This is a genomic window from Bradyrhizobium sp. USDA 4502, from assembly GCF_054063355.1.
In genome coordinates this window covers 7,807,136-7,830,640 of sequence record NZ_JBSSGF010000001.1, presented here as the reverse complement: position 1 = coordinate 7,830,640, position 23,505 = coordinate 7,807,136, and the positions used below count along the sequence as shown (strand labels likewise).

Annotated in this window: 23 protein-coding genes; 15 read left to right on the top strand and 8 right to left on the bottom strand. The window is 65.3% G+C overall.

Annotation, left to right across the window (positions count from 1 at the left end; genetic code table 11):
• The first annotated feature begins 93 nt into the window (after window positions 1–93).
• From ACVW1B_RS36510 to ACVW1B_RS36455, 12 genes are all read left to right on the top strand, one after another.
• Window positions 94–573, top strand: a complete 480-nt coding sequence (locus tag ACVW1B_RS36510) for a MaoC family dehydratase (RefSeq protein ID WP_137484028.1) — start codon at window positions 94–96, stop codon at window positions 571–573.
• A 101-nt stretch (window positions 574–674) separates the two neighbouring features.
• Window positions 675–1,724 carry a GTPase ObgE gene (gene obgE / locus ACVW1B_RS36505; RefSeq protein ID WP_038384668.1) on the top strand — a complete coding sequence of 350 codons (1,050 nt, stop codon included), beginning with the start codon at window positions 675–677 and terminating at the stop codon, window positions 1,722–1,724.
• A gap of 82 nt (window positions 1,725–1,806) precedes the next feature.
• The gene (gene proB, locus ACVW1B_RS36500; RefSeq protein ID WP_456822802.1) at window positions 1,807–2,949 is read left to right on the top strand and encodes a glutamate 5-kinase; all 1,143 of its coding nucleotides are present in this window, start codon (window positions 1,807–1,809) and stop codon (window positions 2,947–2,949) included.
• A 121-nt stretch (window positions 2,950–3,070) separates the two neighbouring features.
• Window positions 3,071–4,363, top strand: coding sequence for a glutamate-5-semialdehyde dehydrogenase (locus tag ACVW1B_RS36495; RefSeq protein ID WP_253605444.1), 1,293 nt, complete (start codon window positions 3,071–3,073; stop codon window positions 4,361–4,363).
• 45 nt (window positions 4,364–4,408) lie between these two features.
• Window positions 4,409–5,032 carry a nicotinate-nucleotide adenylyltransferase gene (locus ACVW1B_RS36490; protein ID WP_080583350.1) on the top strand — a complete coding sequence of 208 codons (624 nt, stop codon included), beginning with the start codon at window positions 4,409–4,411 and terminating at the stop codon, window positions 5,030–5,032.
• Window positions 5,033–5,218: 186 nt separating this feature from the next.
• Window positions 5,219–5,587, top strand: a complete 369-nt coding sequence (gene rsfS / locus ACVW1B_RS36485) for a ribosome silencing factor (RefSeq protein WP_256558599.1) — start codon at window positions 5,219–5,221, stop codon at window positions 5,585–5,587.
• A gap of 50 nt (window positions 5,588–5,637) precedes the next feature.
• Entirely contained in the window at window positions 5,638–6,120 is a 483-nt protein-coding gene (gene rlmH, locus ACVW1B_RS36480) for a 23S rRNA (pseudouridine(1915)-N(3))-methyltransferase RlmH (RefSeq protein ID WP_092087094.1), read from the top strand.
• Window positions 6,121–6,160: 40 nt separating this feature from the next.
• Complete coding sequence (locus tag ACVW1B_RS36475; protein WP_253605445.1) at window positions 6,161–7,570, top strand: murein hydrolase activator EnvC family protein; 1,410 nt, start codon at window positions 6,161–6,163, stop codon at window positions 7,568–7,570.
• A complete protein-coding gene (locus tag ACVW1B_RS36470) occupies window positions 7,567–8,934 on the top strand; it encodes a S41 family peptidase (RefSeq protein ID WP_018269401.1) in 1,368 nt (455 codons plus the stop codon). Before ACVW1B_RS36475 ends, ACVW1B_RS36470 begins: the two co-directional genes overlap by 4 nt.
• Before the next feature lie 150 nt (window positions 8,935–9,084).
• Window positions 9,085–10,299 (top strand): divergent polysaccharide deacetylase family protein, encoded by a 1,215-nt coding sequence (locus tag ACVW1B_RS36465; RefSeq protein WP_253605447.1) that lies wholly within the window; start codon window positions 9,085–9,087, stop codon window positions 10,297–10,299.
• A gap of 83 nt (window positions 10,300–10,382) precedes the next feature.
• Complete coding sequence (locus ACVW1B_RS36460; RefSeq protein WP_028336325.1) at window positions 10,383–10,886, top strand: RNA pyrophosphohydrolase; 504 nt, start codon at window positions 10,383–10,385, stop codon at window positions 10,884–10,886.
• Between the two features lie 33 nt (window positions 10,887–10,919).
• On the top strand, window positions 10,920–11,420 hold the full coding sequence (locus tag ACVW1B_RS36455) for an RNA pyrophosphohydrolase (RefSeq protein ID WP_092087086.1): 501 nt from the start codon (window positions 10,920–10,922) through the stop codon (window positions 11,418–11,420).
• Here the strand turns inward: ACVW1B_RS36455 and ACVW1B_RS36450 are convergent.
• The 7 genes from ACVW1B_RS36450 to ACVW1B_RS36420 form a co-directional block, all read right to left on the bottom strand.
• Window positions 11,378–12,373, bottom strand: coding sequence for a helix-turn-helix domain-containing protein (locus ACVW1B_RS36450; RefSeq protein WP_253605449.1), 996 nt, complete (start codon window positions 12,371–12,373; stop codon window positions 11,378–11,380). The two genes, ACVW1B_RS36455 and ACVW1B_RS36450, sit on opposite strands and share 43 nt — an antisense overlap.
• Window positions 12,374–12,477: 104 nt before the next feature.
• Window positions 12,478–12,702, bottom strand: coding sequence for a hypothetical protein (locus tag ACVW1B_RS36445; protein WP_253610080.1), 225 nt, complete (start codon window positions 12,700–12,702; stop codon window positions 12,478–12,480).
• Window positions 12,703–12,838: 136 nt separating this feature from the next.
• Window positions 12,839–13,246: a F0F1 ATP synthase subunit epsilon gene (locus tag ACVW1B_RS36440; protein ID WP_028336321.1), complete on the bottom strand. Its 408-nt coding sequence runs from the start codon at window positions 13,244–13,246 to the stop codon at window positions 12,839–12,841.
• A gap of 116 nt (window positions 13,247–13,362) precedes the next feature.
• Entirely contained in the window at window positions 13,363–14,805 is a 1,443-nt protein-coding gene (gene atpD, locus ACVW1B_RS36435; protein WP_016843821.1) for a F0F1 ATP synthase subunit beta, read from the bottom strand.
• Between the two features lie 25 nt (window positions 14,806–14,830).
• The gene (locus tag ACVW1B_RS36430; protein WP_057020916.1) at window positions 14,831–15,709 is read right to left on the bottom strand and encodes a F0F1 ATP synthase subunit gamma; all 879 of its coding nucleotides are present in this window, start codon (window positions 15,707–15,709) and stop codon (window positions 14,831–14,833) included.
• A 91-nt stretch (window positions 15,710–15,800) separates the two neighbouring features.
• Window positions 15,801–17,330 (bottom strand): F0F1 ATP synthase subunit alpha, encoded by a 1,530-nt coding sequence (gene atpA / locus ACVW1B_RS36425; RefSeq protein WP_225645261.1) that lies wholly within the window; start codon window positions 17,328–17,330, stop codon window positions 15,801–15,803.
• Window positions 17,330–17,890: a F0F1 ATP synthase subunit delta gene (locus ACVW1B_RS36420; protein ID WP_028336317.1), complete on the bottom strand. Its 561-nt coding sequence runs from the start codon at window positions 17,888–17,890 to the stop codon at window positions 17,330–17,332. Before ACVW1B_RS36420 ends, atpA begins: the two co-directional genes overlap by 1 nt.
• 629 nt (window positions 17,891–18,519) lie before the next feature.
• Between ACVW1B_RS36420 and ACVW1B_RS36415 the strand changes: the two genes are divergently transcribed.
• The gene (locus ACVW1B_RS36415) at window positions 18,520–19,008 is read left to right on the top strand and encodes a septal ring lytic transglycosylase RlpA family protein (protein WP_253605451.1); all 489 of its coding nucleotides are present in this window, start codon (window positions 18,520–18,522) and stop codon (window positions 19,006–19,008) included.
• A 247-nt stretch (window positions 19,009–19,255) separates the two neighbouring features.
• On the opposite strand, the gene ACVW1B_RS36410 is transcribed toward ACVW1B_RS36415, so the two are convergent.
• Window positions 19,256–21,466, bottom strand: coding sequence for a primosomal protein N' (locus tag ACVW1B_RS36410; RefSeq protein WP_253605453.1), 2,211 nt, complete (start codon window positions 21,464–21,466; stop codon window positions 19,256–19,258).
• A 235-nt stretch (window positions 21,467–21,701) separates the two neighbouring features.
• Between ACVW1B_RS36410 and ACVW1B_RS36405 the strand changes: the two genes are divergently transcribed.
• Together ACVW1B_RS36405 and ACVW1B_RS36400 are read left to right on the top strand one after the other, a co-directional pair.
• Window positions 21,702–22,673 carry a tyrosine recombinase XerC gene (locus ACVW1B_RS36405; protein ID WP_253605455.1) on the top strand — a complete coding sequence of 324 codons (972 nt, stop codon included), beginning with the start codon at window positions 21,702–21,704 and terminating at the stop codon, window positions 22,671–22,673.
• Window positions 22,674–22,817: 144 nt separating this feature from the next.
• Entirely contained in the window at window positions 22,818–23,408 is a 591-nt protein-coding gene (locus tag ACVW1B_RS36400; RefSeq protein WP_028336314.1) for a DUF4337 domain-containing protein, read from the top strand.
• Window positions 23,409–23,505: the final 97 nt, after the last annotated feature.

The following is a 23,505-nucleotide window of genomic DNA, read 5'->3' as shown; positions in this document are numbered from 1 at the left end:
AGCCCGGGCATGACGAATTGAACGGATTGCCGCACCTGCGTCGCTGCGATACCGGTAGCTGATCCCGGCAACAAAAAGAGCAGGAAACGCCGCATGAGCGACTTCGATCCCACCCAGCATCGCATGGTCCCCGCGCAGCGCTGGTTCGAGGATTTCGTGCTCGGCGAGCGCTTCGTGATTCCGAGCCGGACCCAGACCTCGGCCGTGTTCGCGGCGTTCCAGACCGCCAGCGGCGACACCCATCCGATCCATTACGACGTCGAATATTGCCGCGCGCGCGGCATGCCTGATCTGCTCGCCCACGGCTTCCAGACCCTTGTGCACACCGCGCCCGGCGCCGGATTGTTTCCCTACGTCGTGGAGGAGTCGCTGATCGGCTTCCTCGAGCAATCGAGCAAGTTCCTGAAACCGGTCTATGCCGGCGATACCATCTACCCCGCGCTGGAGGTGATCGAGCTGTCGCCGGGCAAGACCACCGGCGTCGTGACGCTGCGCTCGACCGTGCACAACCAGCGCCGCGAGCTGGTGCTGGAGGGGATGCAGAAATTCCTGGTCCGGAGACGGCCTGCTTAGCCGCTTGGGCCGCAAAAAGGCCCGAAAATTAAGGCTTTTCGCTGAAGTCAGGGCCTTTCCGGGTTGCCGCAAAGGCCACCCTGCCCTAACTAGAGCGGATCATGAAATTCCTCGATGAAGCCAAGGTCTATATTCGCTCGGGCGACGGCGGCAACGGCTGCGTCGCGTTCCGGCGCGAGAAGTTCATCGAGTTCGGCGGTCCCTCCGGCGGCAATGGCGGTCGCGGCGGTGACGTCATCATCGAGTCCGTCGACGGACTGAACACGCTGATCGATTACCGCTACCAGCAGCACTTCAAGGCACAGAAGGGCACCAATGGCATGGGCAAGGACCGCCATGGCGCCAACGGCAAGCCGATCGTGCTGAAGGTGCCGGTCGGCACCCAGGTGTTCGACGAGGACCGCGAGACCCTGCTGCACGACTTCACCGAACTCGGCGAGAAATTCGTGCTGGCTGAAGGCGGCAATGGCGGCTTCGGCAACGCGCATTTCAAATCCTCCACCAACCGCGCGCCGCGCAACGCCAATCCCGGCGCGCCCGGCGAAGAGCGCTGGATCTGGCTGCGGCTGAAGCTGATCGCCGATGCCGGCCTGGTCGGCCTGCCCAACGCCGGCAAATCGACCTTCTTGTCGGTGGTCAGCGCGGCACGGCCGAAGATCGCCGACTATCCCTTCACCACGCTGCATCCGCAGCTTGGCGTGGTGAATTTCGGCGGCCGCGAATTCGTGCTCGCCGACATCCCCGGGCTGATCGAAGGCGCGCATGAAGGCGCCGGGCTCGGCGACCGCTTCCTCGGCCATGTCGAGCGCTGCCGCGTGCTGCTGCATCTGGTCGACGCGACCTGCGAGCATGCCGGCAAGGCCTACAAGACGGTGCGCACCGAGCTCGAAGCCTATGAGGGCCATCTCGCCGACAAGATCGAGATCGTCGCGCTCAACAAGATCGACGCGGTCGCGCCCGACGAACTGAAGAAGCAGAAGGACCGCCTCAAGCGGGCGGCGAAGAAGACGCCGCTGTTGCTGTCAGGCGCGACCGGCGAAGGCGTGCAGGACGCGCTGCGCGCGCTGGTCGACGTGATCGGCGAGGCGCCGGTGTCCAACAAGGCCAAGGGTCAGGCGGAGCCGTGGGCGACGCCGGTGCCGCAGGGTTGAACGGCACAAGCCGCGCAACGCCTGGACTTCCCAAGCCACATTGTGGCGTCTATTGCTTCCACCTTCCTGCCAGACCGAATCCATGAAACGCCCCGCGCTCAAGAACTTTCGCCGCATCGTCGTCAAGGTCGGCTCGTCGCTGCTGGTCGACTCGCAGGCTGGCGAGGTGCGCGCGTCCTGGCTCGCCGCGCTGGTCGACGACATCGCAAAGCTCCACAAGCGAGGCTGCGAGGTCATGGTTGTGTCGTCGGGCTCGATCGCGCTCGGCCGCAGCCGCCTGAAGCTGCCGCGCGGCCCGCTGAAGCTCGAGGAGAGTCAGGCTGCCGCAGCGGTCGGCCAGATCGCGCTGGCGCGAATCTGGTCGGAGGTGCTCGGCCATCACGGCATCGGCGCCGGGCAGATTCTGGTGACGCTGCAGGACACCGAGGAGCGCCGCCGCTATCTCAACGCGCGCTCGACGATCGCAAAGCTGCTGGAATGGGGCGCGGTGCCCGTGATCAACGAGAATGACACGGTCGCCACCACCGAGATCCGTTATGGCGACAATGATCGCCTCGCCGCCCGCGTCGCCACCATGGCGAGCGCGGATCTTCTGATCCTGCTGTCCGATATCGACGGCCTCTACACCGCGCCGCCCGCGCTCGATCCCGACGCCAAGCTGATCCCGGTGGTCGAAAGCATCACCTCGGAGATCGAGGGGATGGCCGGCTCGGCCGGGTCCGAATTGTCGCGCGGCGGCATGACCACCAAGATCGAAGCCGCGAAGATAGCGACCACGGCCGGCACCCATATGCTGATCGCGTCCGGCAAGATCGAGCATCCGCTTGCTGCGATCGCCGATGGCGGCCGCTGCACCTGGTTCCTGACCCCCGCCAATCCGGTCACCGCGCGCAAGCGCTGGATCGCGGGCTCGCTCGAGCCGAAGGGCACGCTGACCATCGATGCCGGCGCGGTGGCGGCGCTGCGCGCCGGCAAGAGCCTGCTGCCGGCCGGCGTGACCCGGGTCGACGGCCAGTTCGCCCGCGGCGATGCCGTGGTGGTGCGCGGCCCCGACACCCACGAGATCGGCCGCGGCCTGGTCGCATACGACGCCGAGAACGCCGAGAAGATCATGGGCCGCTCCTCGCCCGACGTGATGACCATTCTGGGCATCAGCGGCCGATCCGAGATGATCCATCGCGACGACCTCGTGATCGGCCCGGCCGGGGCGATCCCGCCCAAATAGGCCCAAATAACCTGCTGGGCCGAGCGGACGGCCTGCCGCCCACCTGCCATGTCGGTTCCGCGCCTCGCCACCCTTCAATTGCCATGCTAGAACATGGCCTTAGTCCAAAGCTGGTAGTTTCATGAGCGCCCCCCTGAAGGCGATCGACGGCAACGCCGATCTTACTGCCCTGATGACCGACCTCGCCGCCAAGGCGCGCGCCGCGGCGCGCGTGCTGGCGCTGGCGCCGCCGGAGCGGAAGGACCGGGCGCTCGCCGCGATCGAACGCGCGATCCGCGCCAACGCGCCGGCCATCCTCGCCGCCAATGCCGAGGATGTCGCCGAGGCGCGCGCGAGCGGCATGACCTCTGCCTTCGTCGACCGCCTGACGCTGACGCAGGCGCGCGTCGCCGGCATGGCCGATGGCGTTGCGACCGTGCGCGAGATCATCGATCCGGTCGGCGCCGTCACCGAAAGCTGGCAGCGGCCTAACGGCATGACCATCGAACGCGTCCGCGTGCCGCTCGGCGTCATCGGCGTGATCTTCGAGAGCCGCCCCAACGTCGCCGCCGACGCCGGCGTGCTGTGCCTGAAGTCCGGCAACGCCGTGATCCTGCGCGGCGGCTCGGACAGTTTCCGCTCCTGCCGCGCGATCCATGATTGCCTGGTGCAGGGCCTGCGCGAAGCCGGCCTGCCTGAGGCCGCGATCACCTTGGTGCCGACCCGTGACCGTGCCGCCGTCGGCCTGATGCTGACGGGATTGAACGGCGGCATCGATGTGATCGTGCCGCGCGGCGGCAAGAGCCTGGTCGCACGCGTCGAGGCGGAGGCACGCGTTCCGGTGTTCGCGCATCTCGAGGGCGTCAACCACATCTACGTCGATGCCAGCGCCAGGCTCGATATGGCCAAGGCGGTCGTGCTGAACGCCAAGATGCGCCGTCCCGGTGTCTGCGGCGCCGTCGAGACCCTGCTGGTCGATCGCAAGGCTGCCGGGACGCAGCTGAGGCCGCTGGTCGAGCTGTTGATCGATGCCGGCTGCGAGGTGCGCGGCGATGACGTCGTGCAGGGCGTCGATGCCAGGGTGAAGCCCGCATCCGACGAGGACTGGGACACCGAATATGAGGACGCGATCATCTCGGCGAGGATCGTCGACGGTCTCGATGAAGCGATTGCGCATATTCATAATCACGGCTCGCATCACACCGATGCGATCGTAACGGAGGATGCCGCTGCCGCGGAAAGATTTCTCAACGAGGTCGATTCGGCGATCGTGCTGCACAACGCCTCGACCCAGTTCGCCGACGGCGGCGAGTTCGGCTTCGGCGCGGAGATCGGAATTGCCACCGGCAAATTCCACGCCCGCGGGCCGGTCGGCGCCGAGCAGCTGACGAGCTTCAAGTACCGCGTCCACGGCACCGGGCAGACGCGGCCGTGATCATTGTCGCACGCGCACGGTAAGCCATTGCAGCAAGCATCGAGCGTGTCGTTATCCGCAGCCCAAGCGCTTCCGTTCTATACCAACGGCATGCGCATCGGGCTGCTTGGCGGCTCGTTCAATCCACCGCACGCCGCGCATCGCGCCATCAGCCTGTTCGCGCTCAAGCGCCTGCAGCTCGACCGCGTGTGGTGGCTGCTGACGCCGGGCAATCCGCTGAAGAACCATGATGGCCTGCACGCGCTCGCCGAGCGCGCCGAGGCCGCGCGCCGCGTTGCCGACGATCCGCGCATCGACATCAGCTGTCTCGAAGCTGTCATTGGCGTCAGCTACACTGTGGACACGATCATCCACTTGCGCCGCCGTGTCTCCGGCGTGCACTTCGTCTGGATCATGGGCGCTGACAATCTCGCGCAATTTCATCGCTGGAAAGATTGGCGGCGCATTGCGTCCGATGTGCCGATTGCCGTGATCGACCGTCCGCCCCAAAGTTTCCGCGCCCTTGCCGCACCGGCGGCGCAGGCGCTCGCGCGCTATCGCATGCCCGAAAATCAGGCGACACGGCTAGCCGACCAGCAGGCGCCGGCCTGGGTGTTCCTGACAGGAATGAAATCCAATTTGTCTTCGACCGGACTTCGGAACCCGGACGGGAGCTGGAGAACGGCATGAAGCGCAAAAGGGTTACTGGAATATTGAAACCATTAACCCCACATGCGTAGTATGGCGCGTGGGGCCGAGGATTCGGCACCCGCGATACAGTGAAAGGAATGGTCCCTGGCCACATCTGTATTGTCAAAGTCTGTTTTACCCAAGGTTCCAAAGACTGCGCGTAAAACATCGACGAAAACCGCGGCCTTGCAGGCGCAACCGGACGCCGCCAAACCGGATGCCAACAAGACGCTGAGCCTGATCCTCTCCCGCCTCGAGGACATGAAGGCGGAAGAGACGGTCACCATCGACCTTCGGGGCAAATCCGCATATTCCGACTACATGATCGTCACCACCGGCCGGGTTAACCGGCACGTTGGCGCGATCGCGGAAAATGTGACGAAGAGCCTCAAGGAGAACGGGGTCAAGAACATCCATGTCGAGGGCTTGCCCAACTGCGACTGGGTGCTGATCGATTCCGGCGAGGTGATCGTGCACGTGTTCAGGCCTGAGGTGCGCGAGTTCTACAACCTCGAGCGGTTGTGGACTCAGAACCCGGCGGTCGCGGCGGTCTAAGGGGGTTCGAAGCCGATGCGAATCGGCTGCAGCGCAGCTAGTCTGCGTTGATGCGCCTTGTCGTGATCTGCATCGGCCGTCTGAAACAGGGCCCTGAACGGGAGCTCGCCGAGCGTTACCGCGAGCGCTTCGAGGATATCGGCCGCAAGCTTGGGTTTCGCGGCCTCGATATCCACGAGATCGCGGAAAGCCGCGCGCGCGACACCGCCGCGCGCATTGCCGAAGAAGCCGCGGCGATCTCGGCGCTGCTGCCTGAGAAGCACGCGCTGGTCGCGCTCGACGAACGCGGCAAGAGCATCGACAGTGCGAGCTTTGCCCGGCAGCTCGGCCGCTGGCGCGACGAGGGAACAGCACATACTGTCTTCGTGATCGGCGGCGCAGACGGACTTTCGCCTGAATTGCAGCGCAAGGCTTTGTTGCGAATTGCATTCGGCTCCGCGACCTGGCCGCATCAAATGGTCCGCGTCATGCTTCTGGAACAGATTTATCGCGCCGCAACCATTTTGGCCGGCCACCCCTATCATCGCGCGTAAGGCGTGGTGACGGACAGTCGAAACCACTGAACTCACGCGAATGCAGCACAAGCGGGACACAGCTTCGTATTCGGCTTCGCATCTCGGCACCGCCGCGCGCCGCCGCCGGCTGCCGGCATCGCTGCCGCTGTCGCTCGCGATGTTCGCCGCCTATCCGCTGGCCGCGGCGCACGCGCAAGCGACACCACCAGCGCAGCAATCCGCGCCGCCGGCGCAGCAGGCCGCAACCGCGGAGACATCGCCCGATGCGATCAAGCAGCGCGAGCAGGAACTCGAGGCCGCGCGCGAGCAGCAGCGCAAGGCGACCGAGCTGCAGGAGAAGCTGAAGGCCGACATCGCCGCGATCGGCCAGGACCGCAGCAAGCTCAATCAGCAGCTGATCGATATTGCCGGCCAGGTCCGCGGCGTCGAGACGCGGATCGCTGACGCCGAGGCACGCCTGCAGCCGCTCGACGGCCGTGAGCGCGAAATCCGCGCCTCGCTCGATTCACGCCGCTCCGAGGTGATCGAGGTGCTGGCCGCGCTGCAGCGCGCCGGACGACGCACGCCGCCGGCGCTGCTGGTGCGGCCCGAGGATGCGCTGCAATCGCTGCGCACTGCGATGCTGCTCGGCGCCGTGGTGCCGGAGTTGCGCGTCCGCGCCGAGAAGCTTGCGGCCGATCTCGGCGAGCTGGTGGCGCTGCGCAAGACCATCTCGACCGAGCGCGACGCGCTGGCGGCCGACCGCGACAAGCTGAAGGAAGACCAGACCCGGCTGGCGGCCCTGGTCGACGAACGGCAACGGCAGCAGAGCGCGGCCGAAAAGGACATGGAGGCCGAAGGCGCCCGTGCCATCGCGCTGTCGAAGCAGGCCGACAATCTGCAGACCCTGATCGCCAAGATGGAGCAGGATCTCAAGAGCGCGGCCAAGGCCGCCGCCACGGCCAGCCTCCAGGGAGCGCCGGCGACGGTTAATGGCAAGCCGAATCTGGGGGCGCTCAAGGACCCGGCCCGCATGAGCCCGGCGGTCGCTTTCGCCTCGGCCAAGGGCCTGTTCTCCTATCCCGTGAACGGCACCAAGATTCGCGAATTTGGCGGTTCCGACGGCGCGGGGGGCGTACAAAAAGGCATTTCTTTGGCAGCCAAGCCGGGCGCGCAGGTCACAACCCCGTGTGACGGCTGGGTTGTTTACGCTGGTCCTTTCCGTAGCTATGGACAACTCTTGATCCTCAATGCCGGGGGCGGGTATCATGTCCTGATCGCCGGGATGGAGCGTATTTCGGTAAACATCGGCCAGTTTGTACTTACGGGGGAGCCGGTTGCGACCATGGGGTCGACGTCCCAAGTTGCATCCATTCTCGCGACAAATGCGAGCCAGCCAGTGCTCTATGTCGAGTTCCGGAAAGACGGCACTCCAATCGATCCAGGTCCATGGTGGGCCGCAAATGAAGGCGAAAAGGTTCGCGGATGATGCGCAAGACTTCGGTAATTCTCCTTAGCGCCGCCACCGGCGCGGCCCTGACGCTTTTCGTCACGCAGCCCCGCGCTGTGCTGATGGGATCGAGCGCGCGCGCCGCGACGTCGGACACCTATCGCCAGCTCAATCTGTTCGGCGACGTGTTCGAGCGGGTGCGCAGCGACTATGTCGAGAAGCCCGATGACAGCAAGCTGGTCGAGTCCGCGATCTCCGGCATGCTGTCCGGCCTCGACCCGCACTCGAGCTACATGGACGCCAAGAGCTTCCGCGACATGCAGGTGCAGACCCGCGGCGAGTTCGGTGGCCTCGGCATCGAGGTCACGATGGAAGACGGCCTGATCAAGGTCGTCTCGCCGATCGACGACACCCCGGCCTCGAAGGCCGGCATCATGGCCAACGACATCATCACGACCCTCGACGACGAGGCGGTGCAGGGCCTGACCTTGAACCAGGCCGTCGAGAAGATGCGCGGTCCGGTCAACACCAAGATCAAGCTCAAGATCATCCGCAAGGGCCAGGACAATCCGATCGACGTCACGCTGGTGCGCGACAACATCCGCGTCCGCTCGGTGCGTGCGCGCGTCGAGGCCGATGACATCGCCTATATCCGCATCACCACCTTCAACGAGCAGACCACCGAAGGCCTGAAGAAGGAGATCACCAATCTGCAGGGCCAGATCGGCGACAAGCTGAAGGGCTACGTCATCGATCTCCGCAACAACCCCGGCGGCCTGCTCGAAGAAGCGGTCACGGTGTCCGACTCCTTCCTGGAGCGTGGCGAGATCGTCTCGACCCGCGGCCGCAACGCCGAGGAAACCCAGCGCCGCGCCGCCCATCCGGGCGACCTGACCAAGGGCAAGCCGGTGATCGTGCTGATCAACGGCGGCTCGGCCTCGGCCTCCGAAATCGTCGCCGGCGCGCTGCAGGACCACAAGCGGGCGACGCTGGTCGGCACCCGTTCGTTCGGCAAGGGCTCGGTGCAGACCATCATCCCGCTCGGCTCGGGCAATGGCGCGCTGCGCCTGACCACCGCGCGCTACTACACGCCGTCGGGCAAGTCGATCCAGGCCAAGGGCATCGTGCCCGACATCGAGGTGCTGCAGGACGTGCCGGAAGAGCTGAAGGCGCGCACCGACACCAAGGGCGAAGCTTCGCTGCGCGGCCATCTCAAGAACGACGGCGACGAGAAGACCGGCTCGCAGTCCTACGTCCCGCCGGACGCCAAGGACGACAAGGCGCTGAAGATGGCCGACGACCTGCTGCACGGCATCAAGTCGACCTCCAGTGCGCCAGCGGCGCCGGAGGCCGCGCGCGACAAGGCCGCGGTCGACAAGCCGGGCAACAAGGCCGCGAACTGATTTAATCCGATCGATTCGGCGAACAGGGCGGCCCGCGGGCCGCCCTTTCTGCTTTCGGTGTCCACCTGTAACCGTGCTTTGCCGGGCAGGCCGGCGCGCGGGATTGCACCGCATCGTGCTATCGTTCGCGCTGTTGATTCGGGGAGGGTCATGGCAGAAGCGGCCGACGAACTGAGCACGCCGCTTGGGCAGACGACCGTGGGCAGGACGCGCCGGTTTCGCCTGCCATTCACGGCGATGCAGGCGCTCGCCGTGCTGCTCGGGCTCGTGCTGGTCGGCTTTGTCGGCATCGCGCTGTTCAACGACAACCCGCTCGGGGGCGAGCCGATCGCCCGTGTCACGCTCCGCAATCCTCCGCCCGCCGCCGCTGACGACAAGCACGCTCCAGCCGCCCAGGCGGCGGCCGAACCGGCGGCCAAATCCGCCGCCAAGGCCCCGGCCGCAGCCAGCGACGCGAGAACCGTCACCATCATCGACGGCTCCAGCGGCAAGCGCCAGGACGTGGTGATCGGCGCCGGCGATCCGGGCGACAAGGCCGACGGCGATACGCCGCCACTTGCGATGACTGGCATCGATCCGCGCCTGCTGGAAAAGTCACGCTACGGCATGATCCCGGTGATCGCCGACGGCCTGAAGCCGTTCACGGTCTACGCGGCCGAGGCTGACCGCGCCAAGGCCGCCCGGATGCCCGTGGTCGCCATTGTGGTCGCCGGCCTCGGCGTCGGCGCCGCCAAGACCACCGACGCCATCATGAAGCTGCCGCCGGCGGTGACGCTGGCCTTCACGCCCTATGGCTCCGATCCGGGCAAGCTTGCAGAACGTGCCCGGACCCAGCGTCACGAGATCCTGCTGCAGATCCCGATGGAGCCGTTCGACTATCCCGACAACGATCCCGGGCCGCAAACCCTGCTGACCACGCTGAGCAGCGAGCAGAACCTCGACCGCTTCTATTGGCACCTCAGCCGCCTGCAAGGCTATGCGGGGATCGCCAATTTCATGGGAGGCCGGTTCGTCGCGGCCGATCCCGTGATGCAGCCCATCGTCCGCGAAGCGGCCAAGCGCGGCCTGAGCTATTTCGACGACGGTTCCACCCCACGTAGCGTCGCGCAGACCCTCTCAGCGGGCCAGTCATTGCCGTTCGCCAAGGCCGATTTCGCCATCGACGCGGTGCCGACGTCGGCGGAAATCGACCGCGCGCTGGTCAAGCTGGAAACCATCGCCAAGGAACGCGGCACGGCGGTGGGCGTCGCCTCGGCGTTGCCGGTCTCGATCGAGCGGCTCGGCGCCTGGCTCAAGACACTGGACTCCAAGGGCATTATGCTTGTGCCATTGACAACGGCGATGCTGAAATCAAAATCGGGCTAAAGATTCAATCCGTTGGTGCAGCTCGAGACCTTGCCGGGGGGCCGGGTCGGGCGGCTCCAGAAAATGTGCGAGGTAGCGGCAGCATGGCACGTTATGAAGACCTGCCCTATCGAACCTGCGTCGGCATCATGCTGCTGAATACAGCGGGGCTGGTCTTCATCGGACGACGCGCGGGCGGCATCGAGCATGTCGACGACGCGCATGTCTGGCAGATGCCGCAAGGCGGCGTCGATCCCGGCGAGGATACGTTTCAGGCCGCGCGGCGCGAGCTCTATGAGGAGACCAGCATCAAGTCCGTGGAGAAGCTCGGCGAGGTCTCGGACTGGCTGATCTACGATATCCCGCGCACCGTCGCCGGCCGCGCCTGGAAGGGCCGCTATCGCGGACAGCGGCAAAAGTGGTTCGCGTTGCGCTTCACCGGCGATGAGAACGAGATCAACGTCGCCAATCCGGGCGGCGGCCACAAGGCCGAGTTCATCACCTGGCGCTGGGAGCCGATGAAGAATCTGCCGGGGCTGATTGTGCCGTTCAAGCGTCCGGTCTATGAGCGCGTCGTGAAGGAATTCGCCGGTCTGGCGGCCAAGTAGCCGACCGGGTCAACGCGCGACGTACCCACCGAGATGTCATCAGATAAGCCCTATCGCCCCAATGTGGGCATCGCGCTGTTCAACGCCGACGGACGCGTGCTGATCGGCCACCGGATCAAGGACGACGGTCCGGAGATCGTGCTGCCCGGCCTCGAATGGCAGATGCCGCAGGGCGGCATCGACGCCGGCGAGGATCCGCGCCAGGCCGTGATGCGCGAATTGTGGGAGGAGACCGGGGCGGTCAATGCCGACTATCTCGGCGAGACCGACTGGATGACCTACGAATTCCCCGCCTATGACGGGCCGGCATCGCACCGGCTCGCCAAGTTCCGCGGCCAGCGGCAGAAATGGTTTGCGCTGCGCTTCACAGGACGCGACGAGGAGATCGATCCATTGACGCCGCGCAACGGCCAGCCCGCCGAATTCAATCAATGGCGCTGGGAGCGCCTCGACCGCGTCGCCGATCTCGTGGTGCCGTTCCGCCGCGATGTCTATCGCGCGGTCGCGACCCGGTTCGCGGAATTCGCCGGCTGATCCTGCGGCGGTGTGCGCCGCGCGTCGCCCGGTGTCATGCCGTAGGTCGAACGGAAGACGCGATAGAAGGTCGCGATGCTGTCGAAGCCGCACGAGAACGCGATCTCGTCGATGCTGCGTTCCCGTATGGCATAGAGCGCACGCCTCGCCGCCTTCAACCTTGCCGCCGTCAGCGTCCGCGCAAATGACAGGCCGGTCGGCTCGAACAGCGCATGCAATTGCCGCAGTGAAATGCCGAGCTCGGCGGCAACCGCGGCCGGCGTGAGCGAGGCGCGATGCAGGTCGCGGTACAGAATTTCGCGGGCGGCATGAAGGTAGCCCGCGTGCAGCGCGGCACGGATCTCGTCCTGGCGTGGCCGCACGCGTCCGCGCGCGAGCAGCGCCAGGCGCACCATATGCGCAACGTCGTCGGCGAACTGCCCGGCTCGCGCGAGATCTCGCGTCATCGAGCGGAACATGGCGCCGACAAGCCGGGTCAGGCTCGCATCACGCGCCAGCGCGACCGGCGGCGCATCCTCGATCCGCGCGCCGAGCACGAGCTCGTCGGTGACCGGGATCTTGAGGCTGAAGAAGTCAAAGCCGTCGGTCCGTTCGGGTGTCGAGGCAAACGGAAGATTGGAGTGGCCGAACACCAGGTCGCCGTTGCGCACGAACTGGACACGATCGCGACCGATATTCATGTGGCCGGGGCCGCGCACCTGCCAGGCGAGATGCAGGCTGTTGCTCGGAACGCGCGCGATGTCGGATGCGGTCCGGCTGACGCGATAGGAGGAGGCCGACATTTGCGCAAGTACGGCACCGCCCACCGGCGTCGCCGAGAAGTGTCCGCGGAAATCGGCTCTCTTGTCGCGCTCGAGCTCGATCGTGACCCCGAACAGGCTCTTGCCGCGCACCTCGCACCAGTGCTCGAAACGGTCCTGCGGGCGGAGAGCGTCGGTGGTGAAGGTCAGCACGGCAGCTTGTCCGTTATGTCAGGAATGAAATCGCGATGCGGTCGGGCCAAATCGTCATCGTGCTGCAGCTTGTCATTTGTGCACGATCCCTGCTGTAAGCTGCTTCACATATTTGCAGGTCGTTCGTTCGGGCCGACCGCGAAGAAGCGGACTTGTCGAGAAGAGGCGAGCCGCCGCAGCGTTTCTTCCTCATCGTCGGCAACCAATCGGCTCTGACCTGCGATATCGGCCGCGAGGATCGCTGCGACCTTGCGCTTCATGAGTACCAGCCCCCGAACCCAGATATGCCGGGGAGAATCCCGCCAGACGATCCCGCGCGCAATAAGCATTGAACGCTCGCCAGGGCGTGGCGAGCGTTGAATTATTCAAGCCTTCTCAGGCAATGATCGAAAAAGTGTGAGCTGTTCCACTAAGGGGGTCGGCTCACTCGACATGGCGGCGCGATCGCCGGTCGGCAACCGCGCCTTAGTGCATAGCCGTCGTGTTGAGCTCTTGCTGGATGCTCTTGAAGTGGTCGAGCCGCTCGATCGCGTGGTCGAGCTCGGAGCCCTCCTTCTCGGCGAGCTTCTCCTGCATCTCGTTGATCGTCTCGGCGAACTTCGCGCGATCGATGTCCGCAAGCGCGGTCGCGACGTCGGCGAGCACGGTGAGGCCCTTGTCCGACACCTCGGCAAGACCGCCGAGCACGATCACCTTCTCGCGCTTGCCGGCGGTCGTGATCGTCAGAATCCCCGGACGAACCGTGGCGATGACCGGAGCGTGTCCAGCGAGCACACCGAAATCACCCTCCACACCGGGGACGTCAACCTGATCGACCTCGCCGGAGAAGGCGAGCTTTTCGGGAGAGACGAGATCGAAGTGGAAGGTGGCCATGGTGTTTCCGTTCTTTGCGCTGTCACCCGCGGGCTCGACCCGCGGGTCCATCAGTCAAAATACTTCACGTGCGATGGATCGCCGGATCAGGTCCGGCGATGACGACATCCCAAAGCTTAAGCGGCTTCGGCCGCCAGCTTCTTGCCCTTCTCGACGGCTTCTTCGATGGTGCCGACCATGTAGAACGCCGCTTCCGGCAGATGGTCGTACTTGCCCTGGCACAGATCGCGGAAGCCCTTGATGGTGTCGGCGAGGTCGACGAACTTGCCCGGCGAGCCGGTGAAGACTTCGGCGACGTGGAACGGCTGCGACAGGAAGCGCTCGACCTTGCGGGCGCGGGCGACCGTCAGCTTGTCCTCTTCCGACAGTTCGTCCATGCCGAGAATAGCGATGATGTCCTGCAGCGACTTGTAGCGTTGCAGGATCTGCTGGACCATGCGCGCGGTGTTGTAGTGCTCATCACCGACGACGAGCGCCGACAGCATGCGCGAGGTCGAGTCGAGCGGATCCACCGCCGGATAGATGCCCTTCTCCGAGATCGCGCGCGACAGCACCGTGGTGGCGTCCAAGTGCGCGAACGAGGTGGCGGGCGCCGGGTCGGTCAAGTCGTCGGCCGGCACGTAGATCGCCTGCACCGAGGTGATCGAGCCCTTCTGCGTGGTGGTGATGCGCTCCTGCAGCGCGCCCATGTCGGTGGCGAGCGTCGGCTGATAACCCACCGCCGAAGGAATACGGCCGAGCAGCGCCGACACTTCCGAGCCCGCCTGGGTGAAACGGAAGATGTTGTCGACGAAGAACAGCACGTCCTGGCCCTGGTCGCGGAAGTGCTCGGCGACCGTCAGACCGGTCAGACCGACGCGGGCGCGGGCGCCCGGCGGCTCGTTCATCTGGCCGAACACCAGCGCGCACTTCGACTTCACGCTCGGATCCGGGTTGTGCGGATCGGCGTTGACCTTCGATTCGATGAACTCGTGATAGAGGTCGTTGCCTTCGCGGGTGCGCTCGCCGACGCCGGCGAACACCGAGTAACCGCCGTGTGCCTTCGCGACGTTGTTGATCAGTTCCTGAATCAGCACGGTCTTGCCGACGCCGGCGCCGCCGAACAGGCCGATCTTGCCGCCCTTCGCGTACGGAGCAAGAAGGTCGACAACCTTGATGCCGGTGACGAGAATTTCGGCTTCGGTCGACTGGTCGGTATAGGTCGGCGCTTCCTGATGGATGGCGCGCAGGCCGTCGGACTTGATCGGGCCGGCTTCATCGATCGGCTCGCCGATGACGTTGATGATGCGGCCGAGCGTGCCTTCGCCGACCGGCACCCGGATCGGTTCGCCGGTGTCGGTCACTTCCTGGCCGCGCACGAGGCCCTCGGTGATGTCCATCGCGATGGTGCGGACGGTCGATTCGCCGAGATGCTGCGCGACTTCGAGGACCAGGCGGTTGCCGCCGTTCTTGGTCTCGAGCGCGTTCAGAATCGCCGGAAGGTGGCCTTCGAACTGCACGTCGACCACGGCGCCCGTGACCTGGGTAACGCGACCGATCTGGTTGGCTGCTGTAGCCATGGACTGTTCTCCTTCGAAATCTGCCTTAGACCGCCTCAGCGCCGGAGATGATCTCGATCAGCTCCTTCGTGATCTGGGCCTGACGGGTTCTGTTGTAAATCAGGGTTTGCTTGCGAATCATCTCGCCGGCATTGCGGGTCGCGCTGTCCATCGCGCTCATCTGCGCGCCATAGAACGAGGCGTTGTTCTCCAGCAGCGCGCGGAAGATCTGCACCGCGAGGTTGCGCGGCAACAGGCTGCCGAGGATCTGGTCTTCCTCAGGCTCGTATTCGTAGGACGTGGAGGGCGCCGCATTGGCCGCGGGCGCAGCCACCTCCAGCGGGATGATCTGCTGCGCGGTCGGGATCTGCGCGATCACCGACTGGAAGCGCGAGTAGAACAGCGTGCAGACATCGAACTCGCCGGCCTCGAACCGAGCCAGCACCTTGTTGGCGATGTCCTCGGCATTGGCGAAGCCGATCTGGCGCACCGAACGCAGGTCGAGGTGCTCGACGATGCGCTTCTCGAACGTCCGGCGCAGCTGCTCGTAGCCCTTGCGGCCGACGCAGAAGAATTTGACTTCCTTGCCCTGCGCGAGCAGCGCGTTCGCCCGCTCGCGCGCCAGGCGCACGATGGCGGAGTTGAACGCGCCGGACAGGCCGCGTTCGCCGGTGCAGACCAGAAGCAGGTGCACCTGATCGTTGCCGGTGCCGGCAAGCAGCGCCGGCGCGCCGGGCGTGCCGTTGGCTGCCGCGGCGATGTTGGAAATCACCGCATCCATCTTGGTGGCATAGGGCCGCGCCGCTTCGGCGGCGTTCTGCGCGCGACGCAGCTTCGAGGCTGCGACCATCTGCATGGCCTTGGTGATCTTCTGCGTCGCCTTGGTCGAGGCGATGCGGACCCGCATGTCTTTTAGTGACGCCATTCTTCGTTCACCCCGGCGATCCGACCACAATGGTCAGATCGCAAGCCTCCGTTCGTCACGCCCGGCGGCGAGCCGGGCGACGCCCCATTCGTTATGCAAACGTCTTGGCGAAACCTTCGACCACCGTCTTCAGCTTGGCGGCGGTGTCGTCGGACAAATCGCGGCTGGTGCGGATCGCATCGAGGATCTCGGCGTTCTTGCCGCGCAGCAGCGACAGCAGGCCGTCCTCGAACGCCTTGACCTTGTTGAGCGGCAGCGGATCGAGATAGCCGTTGGTGCCGGCCCAGATCACGCAGACCTGCTCTTCCATCTTCAGCGGCGAGAATTGCGGCTGCTTCAGAAGCTCGGTCAGGCGCGAGCCGCGGTTGAGCAAGCGCTGGGTCGAGGCGTCAAGGTCTGAACCGAACTGCGCGAACGCCGCCATTTCGCGGTACTGCGCGAGCTCACCCTTGATCTTGCCGGCGACCTTCTTGGTCGCCTTGGTCTGCGCCGACGAACCGACGCGCGACACCGACAGACCGACGTTCACGGCGGGACGGATACCCTGGAAGAACAGATCGGTTTCCAGGAAGATCTGGCCGTCGGTGATCGAAATCACGTTGGTCGGAATGTAGGCCGACACGTCGTTGGCCTGGGTTTCGATGACCGGCAGCGCCGTCAGCGAGCCCAAGCCATGCTCCTTGTTGAGCTTGGCGGCGCGCTCGAGCAGGCGGGAATGCAGGTAGAACACGTCGCCCGGATAGGCTTCGCGGCCCGGCGGACGGCGCAGCAGCAGCGACATCTGGCGATAGGCGACGGCCTGCTTCGACAAGTCGTCATAGATGATCACGGCGTGCATGCCGTTGTCGCGGAAGTATTCGCCCATGGTGCAGGCGGTGAACGGCGCGATGTACTGCATCGGCGCCGGATCGGACGCGGTGGCCGCGACGATGATCGAGTATTCCAGCGCGCCCTGCTCTTCGAGCACTTTCACGAACTGCGCGACGGTGGAGCGCTTCTGGCCGATCGCGACGTAGACGCAATACAGCTTGAGGTTCTCGTCCGGCTGGGCGTTGAGCGGCTTCTGGTTCAGGATGGTGTCGAGCGCGATCGCGGTCTTGCCGGTCTGGCGGTCGCCGATGATCAGCTCGCGCTGGCCGCGGCCGATCGGGATTAGCGCATCGATCGCCTTGAGGCCGGTGGCCATCGGCTCGTTCACCGACTTGCGCGGAATGATGCCGGGCGCCTTGACGTCGACGCGCTTGCGTTCGGTGGCCTGGATCGGGCCCTTGCCGTCGATCGGGTTGCCGAGCGCGTCGACGACGCGGCCGAGCAGGCCCTTGCCGACCGGCGCGTCCACGATCGCGCGGGTGCGCTTGACAGTCTGGCCTTCCTTGATCTCGCGGTCGGCGCCGAAAATCACGATACCGACATTGTCGGTTTCGAGGTTGAGCGCCATGCCGCGCGTGCCGTTCTCGAACTCGACCATTTCACCGGCCTGAACGTTGTCGAGACCGTAGACGCGGGCGATACCGTCACCGACCGACAGCACCTGGCCAACTTCGGTGACCTCGGCTTCCTGGCCGAAATTCTTGATCTGGTCCTTGAGGATCGCAGAAATTTCTGCGGCGCGGATGTCCATCAGCCTGCCTCTTTCATCGCGTTCTTGATCGAATTGAGTTTGGTGCGAAGCGAACTATCCACCATGCGGCTGCCGAGCTTGACCACCAGGCCACCAATAATGGAGGGATCGACCTTCACGTTGAGCGCGACGTCCTTGCCCGTCACTGATTTCAGTGCGGCCTTCAGCGCGTCGAGATTCTTATCACTGAGCTGCTCGGCGACGGTGACTTCCGCAGTCGCCTCGCCCTTGAACTTCGCCACCAGCGCGCGATAGGCGCGGATCACATCGGCAACGGCGAACAGCCGGCGATTGGCGGTGAGCACCTTGAGGAACTTGGCCGACGTGCCGGCGATGCCGGCCTTGTCGAGCACCGCGGTCAGCGCCTTCAGCTGGGCGTCCGCCGCGAACACCGGACTGCGGACGAGGCGCTTGAGATCGGCGCTCTCGTTGAGCATGGCCTCGAACTTGTCGAGGTCGGCCCGGACTTGATCGACGGATTGCTCGTCGCGCGCCAACTCGAACAGGGCCGTTGCGTAACGACCGGACACTCCCGAAACGGACGGATCTTCAGCAGCCACGAGCTCGCTCTTTTTTGCTGTCAAATTCGCAAGGGAAAAACCGTCGCCACCAAAGCAGCGCCTAGCGATCCAAGCCCTTGGAATTCAAGCGGGACTTCGATTTTCGACCGGCACAGGACGTGCCGGGACCGTTAAAATCGCGGCTTTGCTAACATAGCAATCGCGCAGGTGCAACATGACGGCATCGTGAGTGCCGCCTTGTCGCATGCGCTTTTTGCCGACCGCAGCCGGTGGCCGAACCGGAAAATTTGGCGCGCGGAAATTCGGCGCGTCGGCTCCGATTCGCGCCGCCGCGATTTTGTTCCATCGAAATTTGCATAGGCCTATGGCCGAGCGCGCAGGGAACTCCGGACCGGTTGCGGTTTCATTTGGCGATTACTTACCGAAAACTTACCGTCCGCCCGATAATCAGTATTGGCAAGTATATTGGTCGTTAAAAATTGGTTAAATAGCAAGATTACGGAACCTTGATCGACTACCCCAAGGCGGTAACAAGATATTTCAGCACGAGATAATCCGGATTTACTGCCCAATTCGTGCCTCATTGGGAAACCAAACGGCCTTGGTCAACGAAGGGACGGGGGTTCCACTTGCCGCGTTAGCGGCAATACTGTCTGAGGGTCTTATCAATGCTGAATATCAAGAAGGCGGCGGGCACCGTAACCCGCTCGCGTACGGCGCTTGCTTTTGTAGCCGCAACTATTCTGGTCGGGGGCAGCGTGACCGAGGCGTCCGCGAAGTCCCGGCACCACCATCATCGCCACCATCATCACCACGCCCGCGCCGAAGGCTCGTCCTGGCGCGACGCCAATGCATCGATCCAGCCGTCCGGCGGCCACTCGTTCTCGGGGATGGCCTCCTTCTACGGCAATGAGTCGGGCAGCCGCACCGCTTCCGGCCAGCGCTTCAACCAGAACGCCATGACCGCGGCCCACCGCTCGCTGCCGTTCGGCACCAAGCTCCGCGTCACCCATGGCGGCCGCAGCGTCGTCGTCACCATCAACGATCGTGGCCCGTTCATCCGCGGCCGCGTGCTCGACCTCTCCACCGGCGCAGCCCGCGCCATCGGCCTGACCGGTGCCGGCGTTGGCCGCGTCACCGCCGAGGTCGTCTCGTAAGCGCCTTCAGTAAGCGTTGCGTTGCGTAACGGCCGCGAGGCCTGCTTCGCGCCAAAAAGGCCTGCCGTCGCAAATGACGGCAGGCTTTTTCTTTTGCGGGACGTGCTACCAGCCGCCGTCATTGCGAGCCACCCGGTTGGCGCGAAGCGCCGCCGGATGACAGGCTCCGCGAAGCAATCCATGGGCCCGCATGCGCGGAGCGATGGACGCTTTCGCTCCTCGCAATGATAGTCAAGATTGAAGCTGCTTACAAAAAGCTCTGCGGATCGACGTCGACCTCGAGCTTCAGATTGCCCTTGGTCTTGGGACCGGATTCCAGCCATTCGCGCAGATATTGCGACAGGTCGACATTGCGCAGCGACTTCACCAGCAGGCGGAAGCGATAGCGGCCCTTGATGACGGCGAGCGGCGCCTCGGCGGGGCCGAGCACCTGGATCCGCTCATCGAGCGGCGCCACCGCGGCGAGCTTGCGGGCGAAGCCTTCCGCGGTCGGACGGTCGCCGGCGGAGACGATCAGGCTCGCCAGCCGGCCGAACGGCGGGTAGCCGGTGCGCTCGCGAATCTCGATCTCGCTGGCATAGAACGCCTCGCGGTCATTGGCGATCAGGGCCTTGATCACCGGATGCTCCGGCTGGTGGGTCTGCAGAAAGCCGACGCCGCGGCCCTGCTCGCGGCCGGCGCGGCCGACCACCTGGTTCAGCAGCTGGAACGTCCGCTCGGCAGCGCGCGGATCGCCATTGCTCAAGCCGAGATCGGCGTCGATGACGCCGACCAGATTGAGCCGCGGGAAGTTGTGGCCCTTCGCCACCAGCTGGGTGCCGATGATGATGTCGACGCGGCCCTCGGCGATCTCGTTGAGCTCGCTACGCATGGTCTCGATCGAGGTGATGAGATCGCTCGACAGCACCATCGTCCGTGCCTCGGGGAAGATGTGGGCGGCCTCCTCCTGCAGGCGCTCGACGCCGGGCCCGACCGCGACCAGCGATTCCTCGGCCGCGCAATGCGGGCAGATATTCGGGCGCGGCATCGAGAAGCCGCAATGATGACAGACCAGCCGCTGCCGGAACCGGTGATCGACCAGCCATGCATCGCAGATGGTGCAGGCGAAGCGGTGGCCGCAGGCGCGGCACAGCGTCAGCGGTGCGTAGCCGCGGCGGTTGAGGAACAGCAGCGCCTGCTCGCGGCGCTCGATGGCATGGCGAATCTGCTCGGCCAGCACCGGCGAAATGAAGCGGCCGCGCGGCGGCGGGGCGCGGCGCATGTCGATCGCCTCGATATGTGGCATGTGCTGGCCGCCGAACCGCGACGGCAGCGCCACGCGCTGGTAGCGCCCCTTGCGCGCATTGACCTCGCTCTCGACCGACGGCGTCGCCGACGCCAGCACGATCGGAATCTTTGCGATATGGGCGCGGACCACCGCCATGTCGCGCGCGTGATAATGCGCGCCGTCGTCCTGTTTGTAGGCCTGGTCGTGCTCCTCATCGACGATGATGAGACCGAGATCGGCATAGGGCAGGAACAGCGCCGAGCGGGCGCCGACCACGACCGGCGCCTTGCCCTCGGAGATCGCGGCCCAGTTGCGCGCGCGCGCGCGCGGCGTCAGCTCCGAATGCCACTCCAGCGGCCGCACGCCGAAGCGCTGCGCGAAACGGTCAAGGAACTGGCCGGTCAGCGCGATCTCCGGCATCAGGATCAGCGTCTGCTTGCCGCGGCGGATATTCTCGGCGATCGCCTCGAAATAGACTTCGGTCTTGCCGGAACCGGTGACGCCGTCGAGCAACGCGACGTGAAAGCTGCCGCTCGCGGCCAGCGTCCGCATCACGTCGACGGCGCTGCGCTGCTCGCGCGAAAAATCCGGCTGCGCGTAGGAGGGATCCGGAACGGGCGGCGGTGCCGGCGGCGGCATCGCCTCAACCGTCAGGGTGCCTTCGTCGACCAGGCCGTCGATCACGCCGGAACTGACGCCGGCCTCCCGGGCCGCCTCCGACTTGCCGTGCAGCAAGCGGTCCGACAGCACCTCGATCACCCGCCGGCGTGCCGGCGTCAGGCGCCGCGGCGGCTCGCCGACCAGCCGGACGCCGAGCCGCATCCGCTCCGGCCCGAGATTTTCGCCCATCCGCAGCGTCATCCGCAGCACCATGCCGCGTGCCGACAGCGTGTAATTGGAGACCCAGTCGACCAGCTGGCGCAGCTCCGGTTTCAGCGGCGGAACATCGAGCTTCTCGCTGACGTCCTTGAGCCGGTTGTGCAGCCGCGGATCCGGATTGGCATTTTCCGCCCACACCACCGCGACGACCTCACGCGGCCCGAGCGGAACGCCGATCACGTCGCCCGGCGCAAGCTCCATGCCGCGCGGAACGCGGTAGGAATAGGTCTGGTTCAGCGCGACAGGCACCAGCACGTCGACGACACGTATCGTCGATGCAGAGGCTGGGCCGGGGCGCGTGGTATGGTCCATTGAATCAGAAACCTTGAACCCGAGCGGGCTAGAGATTTGGTTTCTGATCGAATCAGAACCAAATCTCCAGCTTCTTGTTTTGACGCGTTTTCTTCACGCGAACCGGCGTCCACTTCGCTCGAAAACGCTCTCCCACCGCTTCGCGCTCTTAGCGAACGGTAAACGAAGGCAGTGCGATATAATCAGGAGATTGGCAGCGCCAATAGCCCTTAAGACACGGACTTAAGACACGGACATGGCCCGGACCGATCAGCCCATCCCACCGCTCGAGCCCGACTGCGCCGACGCATCGGTCACGCAGGAGATGACGCGCTGGCTGTCGCATCTGCGCGCGGAGCGGCGGCTGTCGCCGAAGACGCTCGAGGCCTATGCCCGGGACGTGCGCCAATGCCTCGCCTTCCTGGCCGGGCACTGGGGCGCGCGGGTGACGCTCAAGGCATTTTCCGCGCTCGAGGCGAGCGACGTGCGCGCCTTCATGGCGATGCGCCGGACCGTGGAGATCGGCGGACGATCGCTGATGCGGGCGCTGGCGGGCCTGCGCTCGTTCGGCCGTTTCCTGGAACGCGAGGGCAAGGGCAAGGTCGGCGCGCTCTCGGCGATCCGCGCGCCCAAGGTGGCGAAGAGCCTGCCGAAGCCGATTCACATGGAAGCAGCGAAACGCTTTGCCGACGCCGACGAGCGCGCGGACGAAACCCGCGAGACCTGGATCCTGGTGCGCGACGCCGCCGTCATGGCGCTGCTCTATGGTTCGGGCCTGCGCATCTCCGAAGCGCTGGGGCTGAAGCGCCGCGACGTGCCGAAGCCCGGCGAAGGCGACGTGCTCGTGGTGACCGGCAAGGGCAACAAGACCCGCATGGTGCCGGTGCTGCAAAACGTGCTGCAATTGATCGCGGACTATGCCGCGATCTGCCCGCATCAGCTCAGCCCGACCGGGCCGATGTTCGTCGGCGCGCGCGGCGGCCCCTTGAGCCCACGCATCATCCAGCTCACCATGGAGCGGCTGCGCGGCGCGCTTGGCCTGCCCGACAGCGCAACGCCGCATGCGCTGCGGCACTCCTTCGCCACGCATCTGCTCAGCCGTGGCGGCGATCTGCGTGCGATCCAGGAATTGCTCGGCCACGCATCGCTGTCGACCACGCAGATTTACACCGGCATCGACAGCGAGCGCCTGCTCGAAGTCTATCGCTCCGCGCATCCCCGAGGTTGAACGTTCGGTTCTGAAAAAATAAAGCGCGGGCTTTGGCCCGCCGTCATGCGCCGTTCATCTTCAGACGGTTACCCAAAACCGTTCGGCCCTTGCCTTGTGCACCGCATTCGGCAATCGTGGCGCGGTCGCATCCGGAGGGGAATCATGAGCGCACATGAAAGTATGGAGCACGCGGAGCATGCCGAGCATGCTTCGGGCGAGAACAAGAAGATCGCGCTCCTGATCGCCGTGATCGCCCTGTGCCTGGCGCTGTCGGAAACGCTCGGCAAGGGCGCCCAGACCGAATCGATCAGCAAGAATGTCGAGGCCTCCAACCTGTGGGCCTTCTTCCAGGCCAAGAGCATCCGCCGGACCGCGGTGCAGACCGCGGCCGAACAGGGCAAGCTGAACCTCGCGACCACCACCGACGAGGCGGCCAGGGCCGCGCTGCAGAAGCAGATCGACGATTGGCAGAAGACCGCTGCGCGCTATCGCTCGGAGCCGGAAACCGGCGAGGGTTCGGAGCAGCTCTCCGAACGCGCCAAGCACGCCGAGCATGAGCGCGACGAGGCCACCGCGAAATATCATCATTTCGAGCTTGCCTCCGCCGCCTTCCAGATCGCCATCGTGCTGGCATCGGCGACCATCATCACGGGCATCATCGCGCTGGCCTGGGTCTCCGGCCTGGTGACGCTCGCCGGCATCGTGATGACGGCGCTCGGCCTGTTCCAGCCGCACTTGCTGCATCTGCATTGAGGCGCAGCGCGCCGCTTTCGAACCGTCATCCTGAGGAGCGCGCCCTTGCGCGCGTCTCGAAGGATCGACGGCCACCGGCCGGGCCGTGCATCCTTCG

What these genes read in the sequence shown, in the direction of transcription:
- ACVW1B_RS36510 (WP_137484028.1), top strand. Translation starts at nt 94, where the DNA reads ATGAGCGACTTCGATCCCACCCAGCATCGCATGGTCCCCGCGCAGCGC.
- ACVW1B_RS36495 (WP_253605444.1), top strand. Translation starts at nt 3,071, where the DNA reads ATGAGCGCCCCCCTGAAGGCGATCGACGGCAACGCCGATCTTACTGCC.
- ACVW1B_RS36455 (WP_092087086.1), top strand. Translation starts at nt 10,920, where the DNA reads ATGTCATCAGATAAGCCCTATCGCCCCAATGTGGGCATCGCGCTGTTC.
- ACVW1B_RS36445 (WP_253610080.1), bottom strand. Translation starts at nt 12,702, where the DNA reads ATGCTTATTGCGCGCGGGATCGTCTGGCGGGATTCTCCCCGGCATATC.
- obgE (WP_038384668.1), top strand. Translation starts at nt 675, where the DNA reads ATGAAATTCCTCGATGAAGCCAAGGTCTATATTCGCTCGGGCGACGGC.
- ACVW1B_RS36410 (WP_253605453.1), bottom strand. Translation starts at nt 21,466, where the DNA reads ATGGACCATACCACGCGCCCCGGCCCAGCCTCTGCATCGACGATACGT.
- ACVW1B_RS36440 (WP_028336321.1), bottom strand. Translation starts at nt 13,246, where the DNA reads ATGGCCACCTTCCACTTCGATCTCGTCTCTCCCGAAAAGCTCGCCTTC.
- atpD (WP_016843821.1), bottom strand. Translation starts at nt 14,805, where the DNA reads ATGGCTACAGCAGCCAACCAGATCGGTCGCGTTACCCAGGTCACGGGC.
- atpA (WP_225645261.1), bottom strand. Translation starts at nt 17,330, where the DNA reads ATGGACATCCGCGCCGCAGAAATTTCTGCGATCCTCAAGGACCAGATC.
- ACVW1B_RS36400 (WP_028336314.1), top strand. Translation starts at nt 22,818, where the DNA reads ATGAGCGCACATGAAAGTATGGAGCACGCGGAGCATGCCGAGCATGCT.
- ACVW1B_RS36415 (WP_253605451.1), top strand. Translation starts at nt 18,520, where the DNA reads ATGCTGAATATCAAGAAGGCGGCGGGCACCGTAACCCGCTCGCGTACG.
- ACVW1B_RS36475 (WP_253605445.1), top strand. Translation starts at nt 6,161, where the DNA reads ATGCAGCACAAGCGGGACACAGCTTCGTATTCGGCTTCGCATCTCGGC.
- proB (WP_456822802.1), top strand. Translation starts at nt 1,807, where the DNA reads ATGAAACGCCCCGCGCTCAAGAACTTTCGCCGCATCGTCGTCAAGGTC.
- ACVW1B_RS36460 (WP_028336325.1), top strand. Translation starts at nt 10,383, where the DNA reads ATGGCACGTTATGAAGACCTGCCCTATCGAACCTGCGTCGGCATCATG.
- ACVW1B_RS36465 (WP_253605447.1), top strand. Translation starts at nt 9,085, where the DNA reads ATGGCAGAAGCGGCCGACGAACTGAGCACGCCGCTTGGGCAGACGACC.
- rlmH (WP_092087094.1), top strand. Translation starts at nt 5,638, where the DNA reads ATGCGCCTTGTCGTGATCTGCATCGGCCGTCTGAAACAGGGCCCTGAA.
- ACVW1B_RS36405 (WP_253605455.1), top strand. Translation starts at nt 21,702, where the DNA reads ATGGCCCGGACCGATCAGCCCATCCCACCGCTCGAGCCCGACTGCGCC.
- ACVW1B_RS36430 (WP_057020916.1), bottom strand. Translation starts at nt 15,709, where the DNA reads ATGGCGTCACTAAAAGACATGCGGGTCCGCATCGCCTCGACCAAGGCG.
- ACVW1B_RS36470 (WP_018269401.1), top strand. Translation starts at nt 7,567, where the DNA reads ATGATGCGCAAGACTTCGGTAATTCTCCTTAGCGCCGCCACCGGCGCG.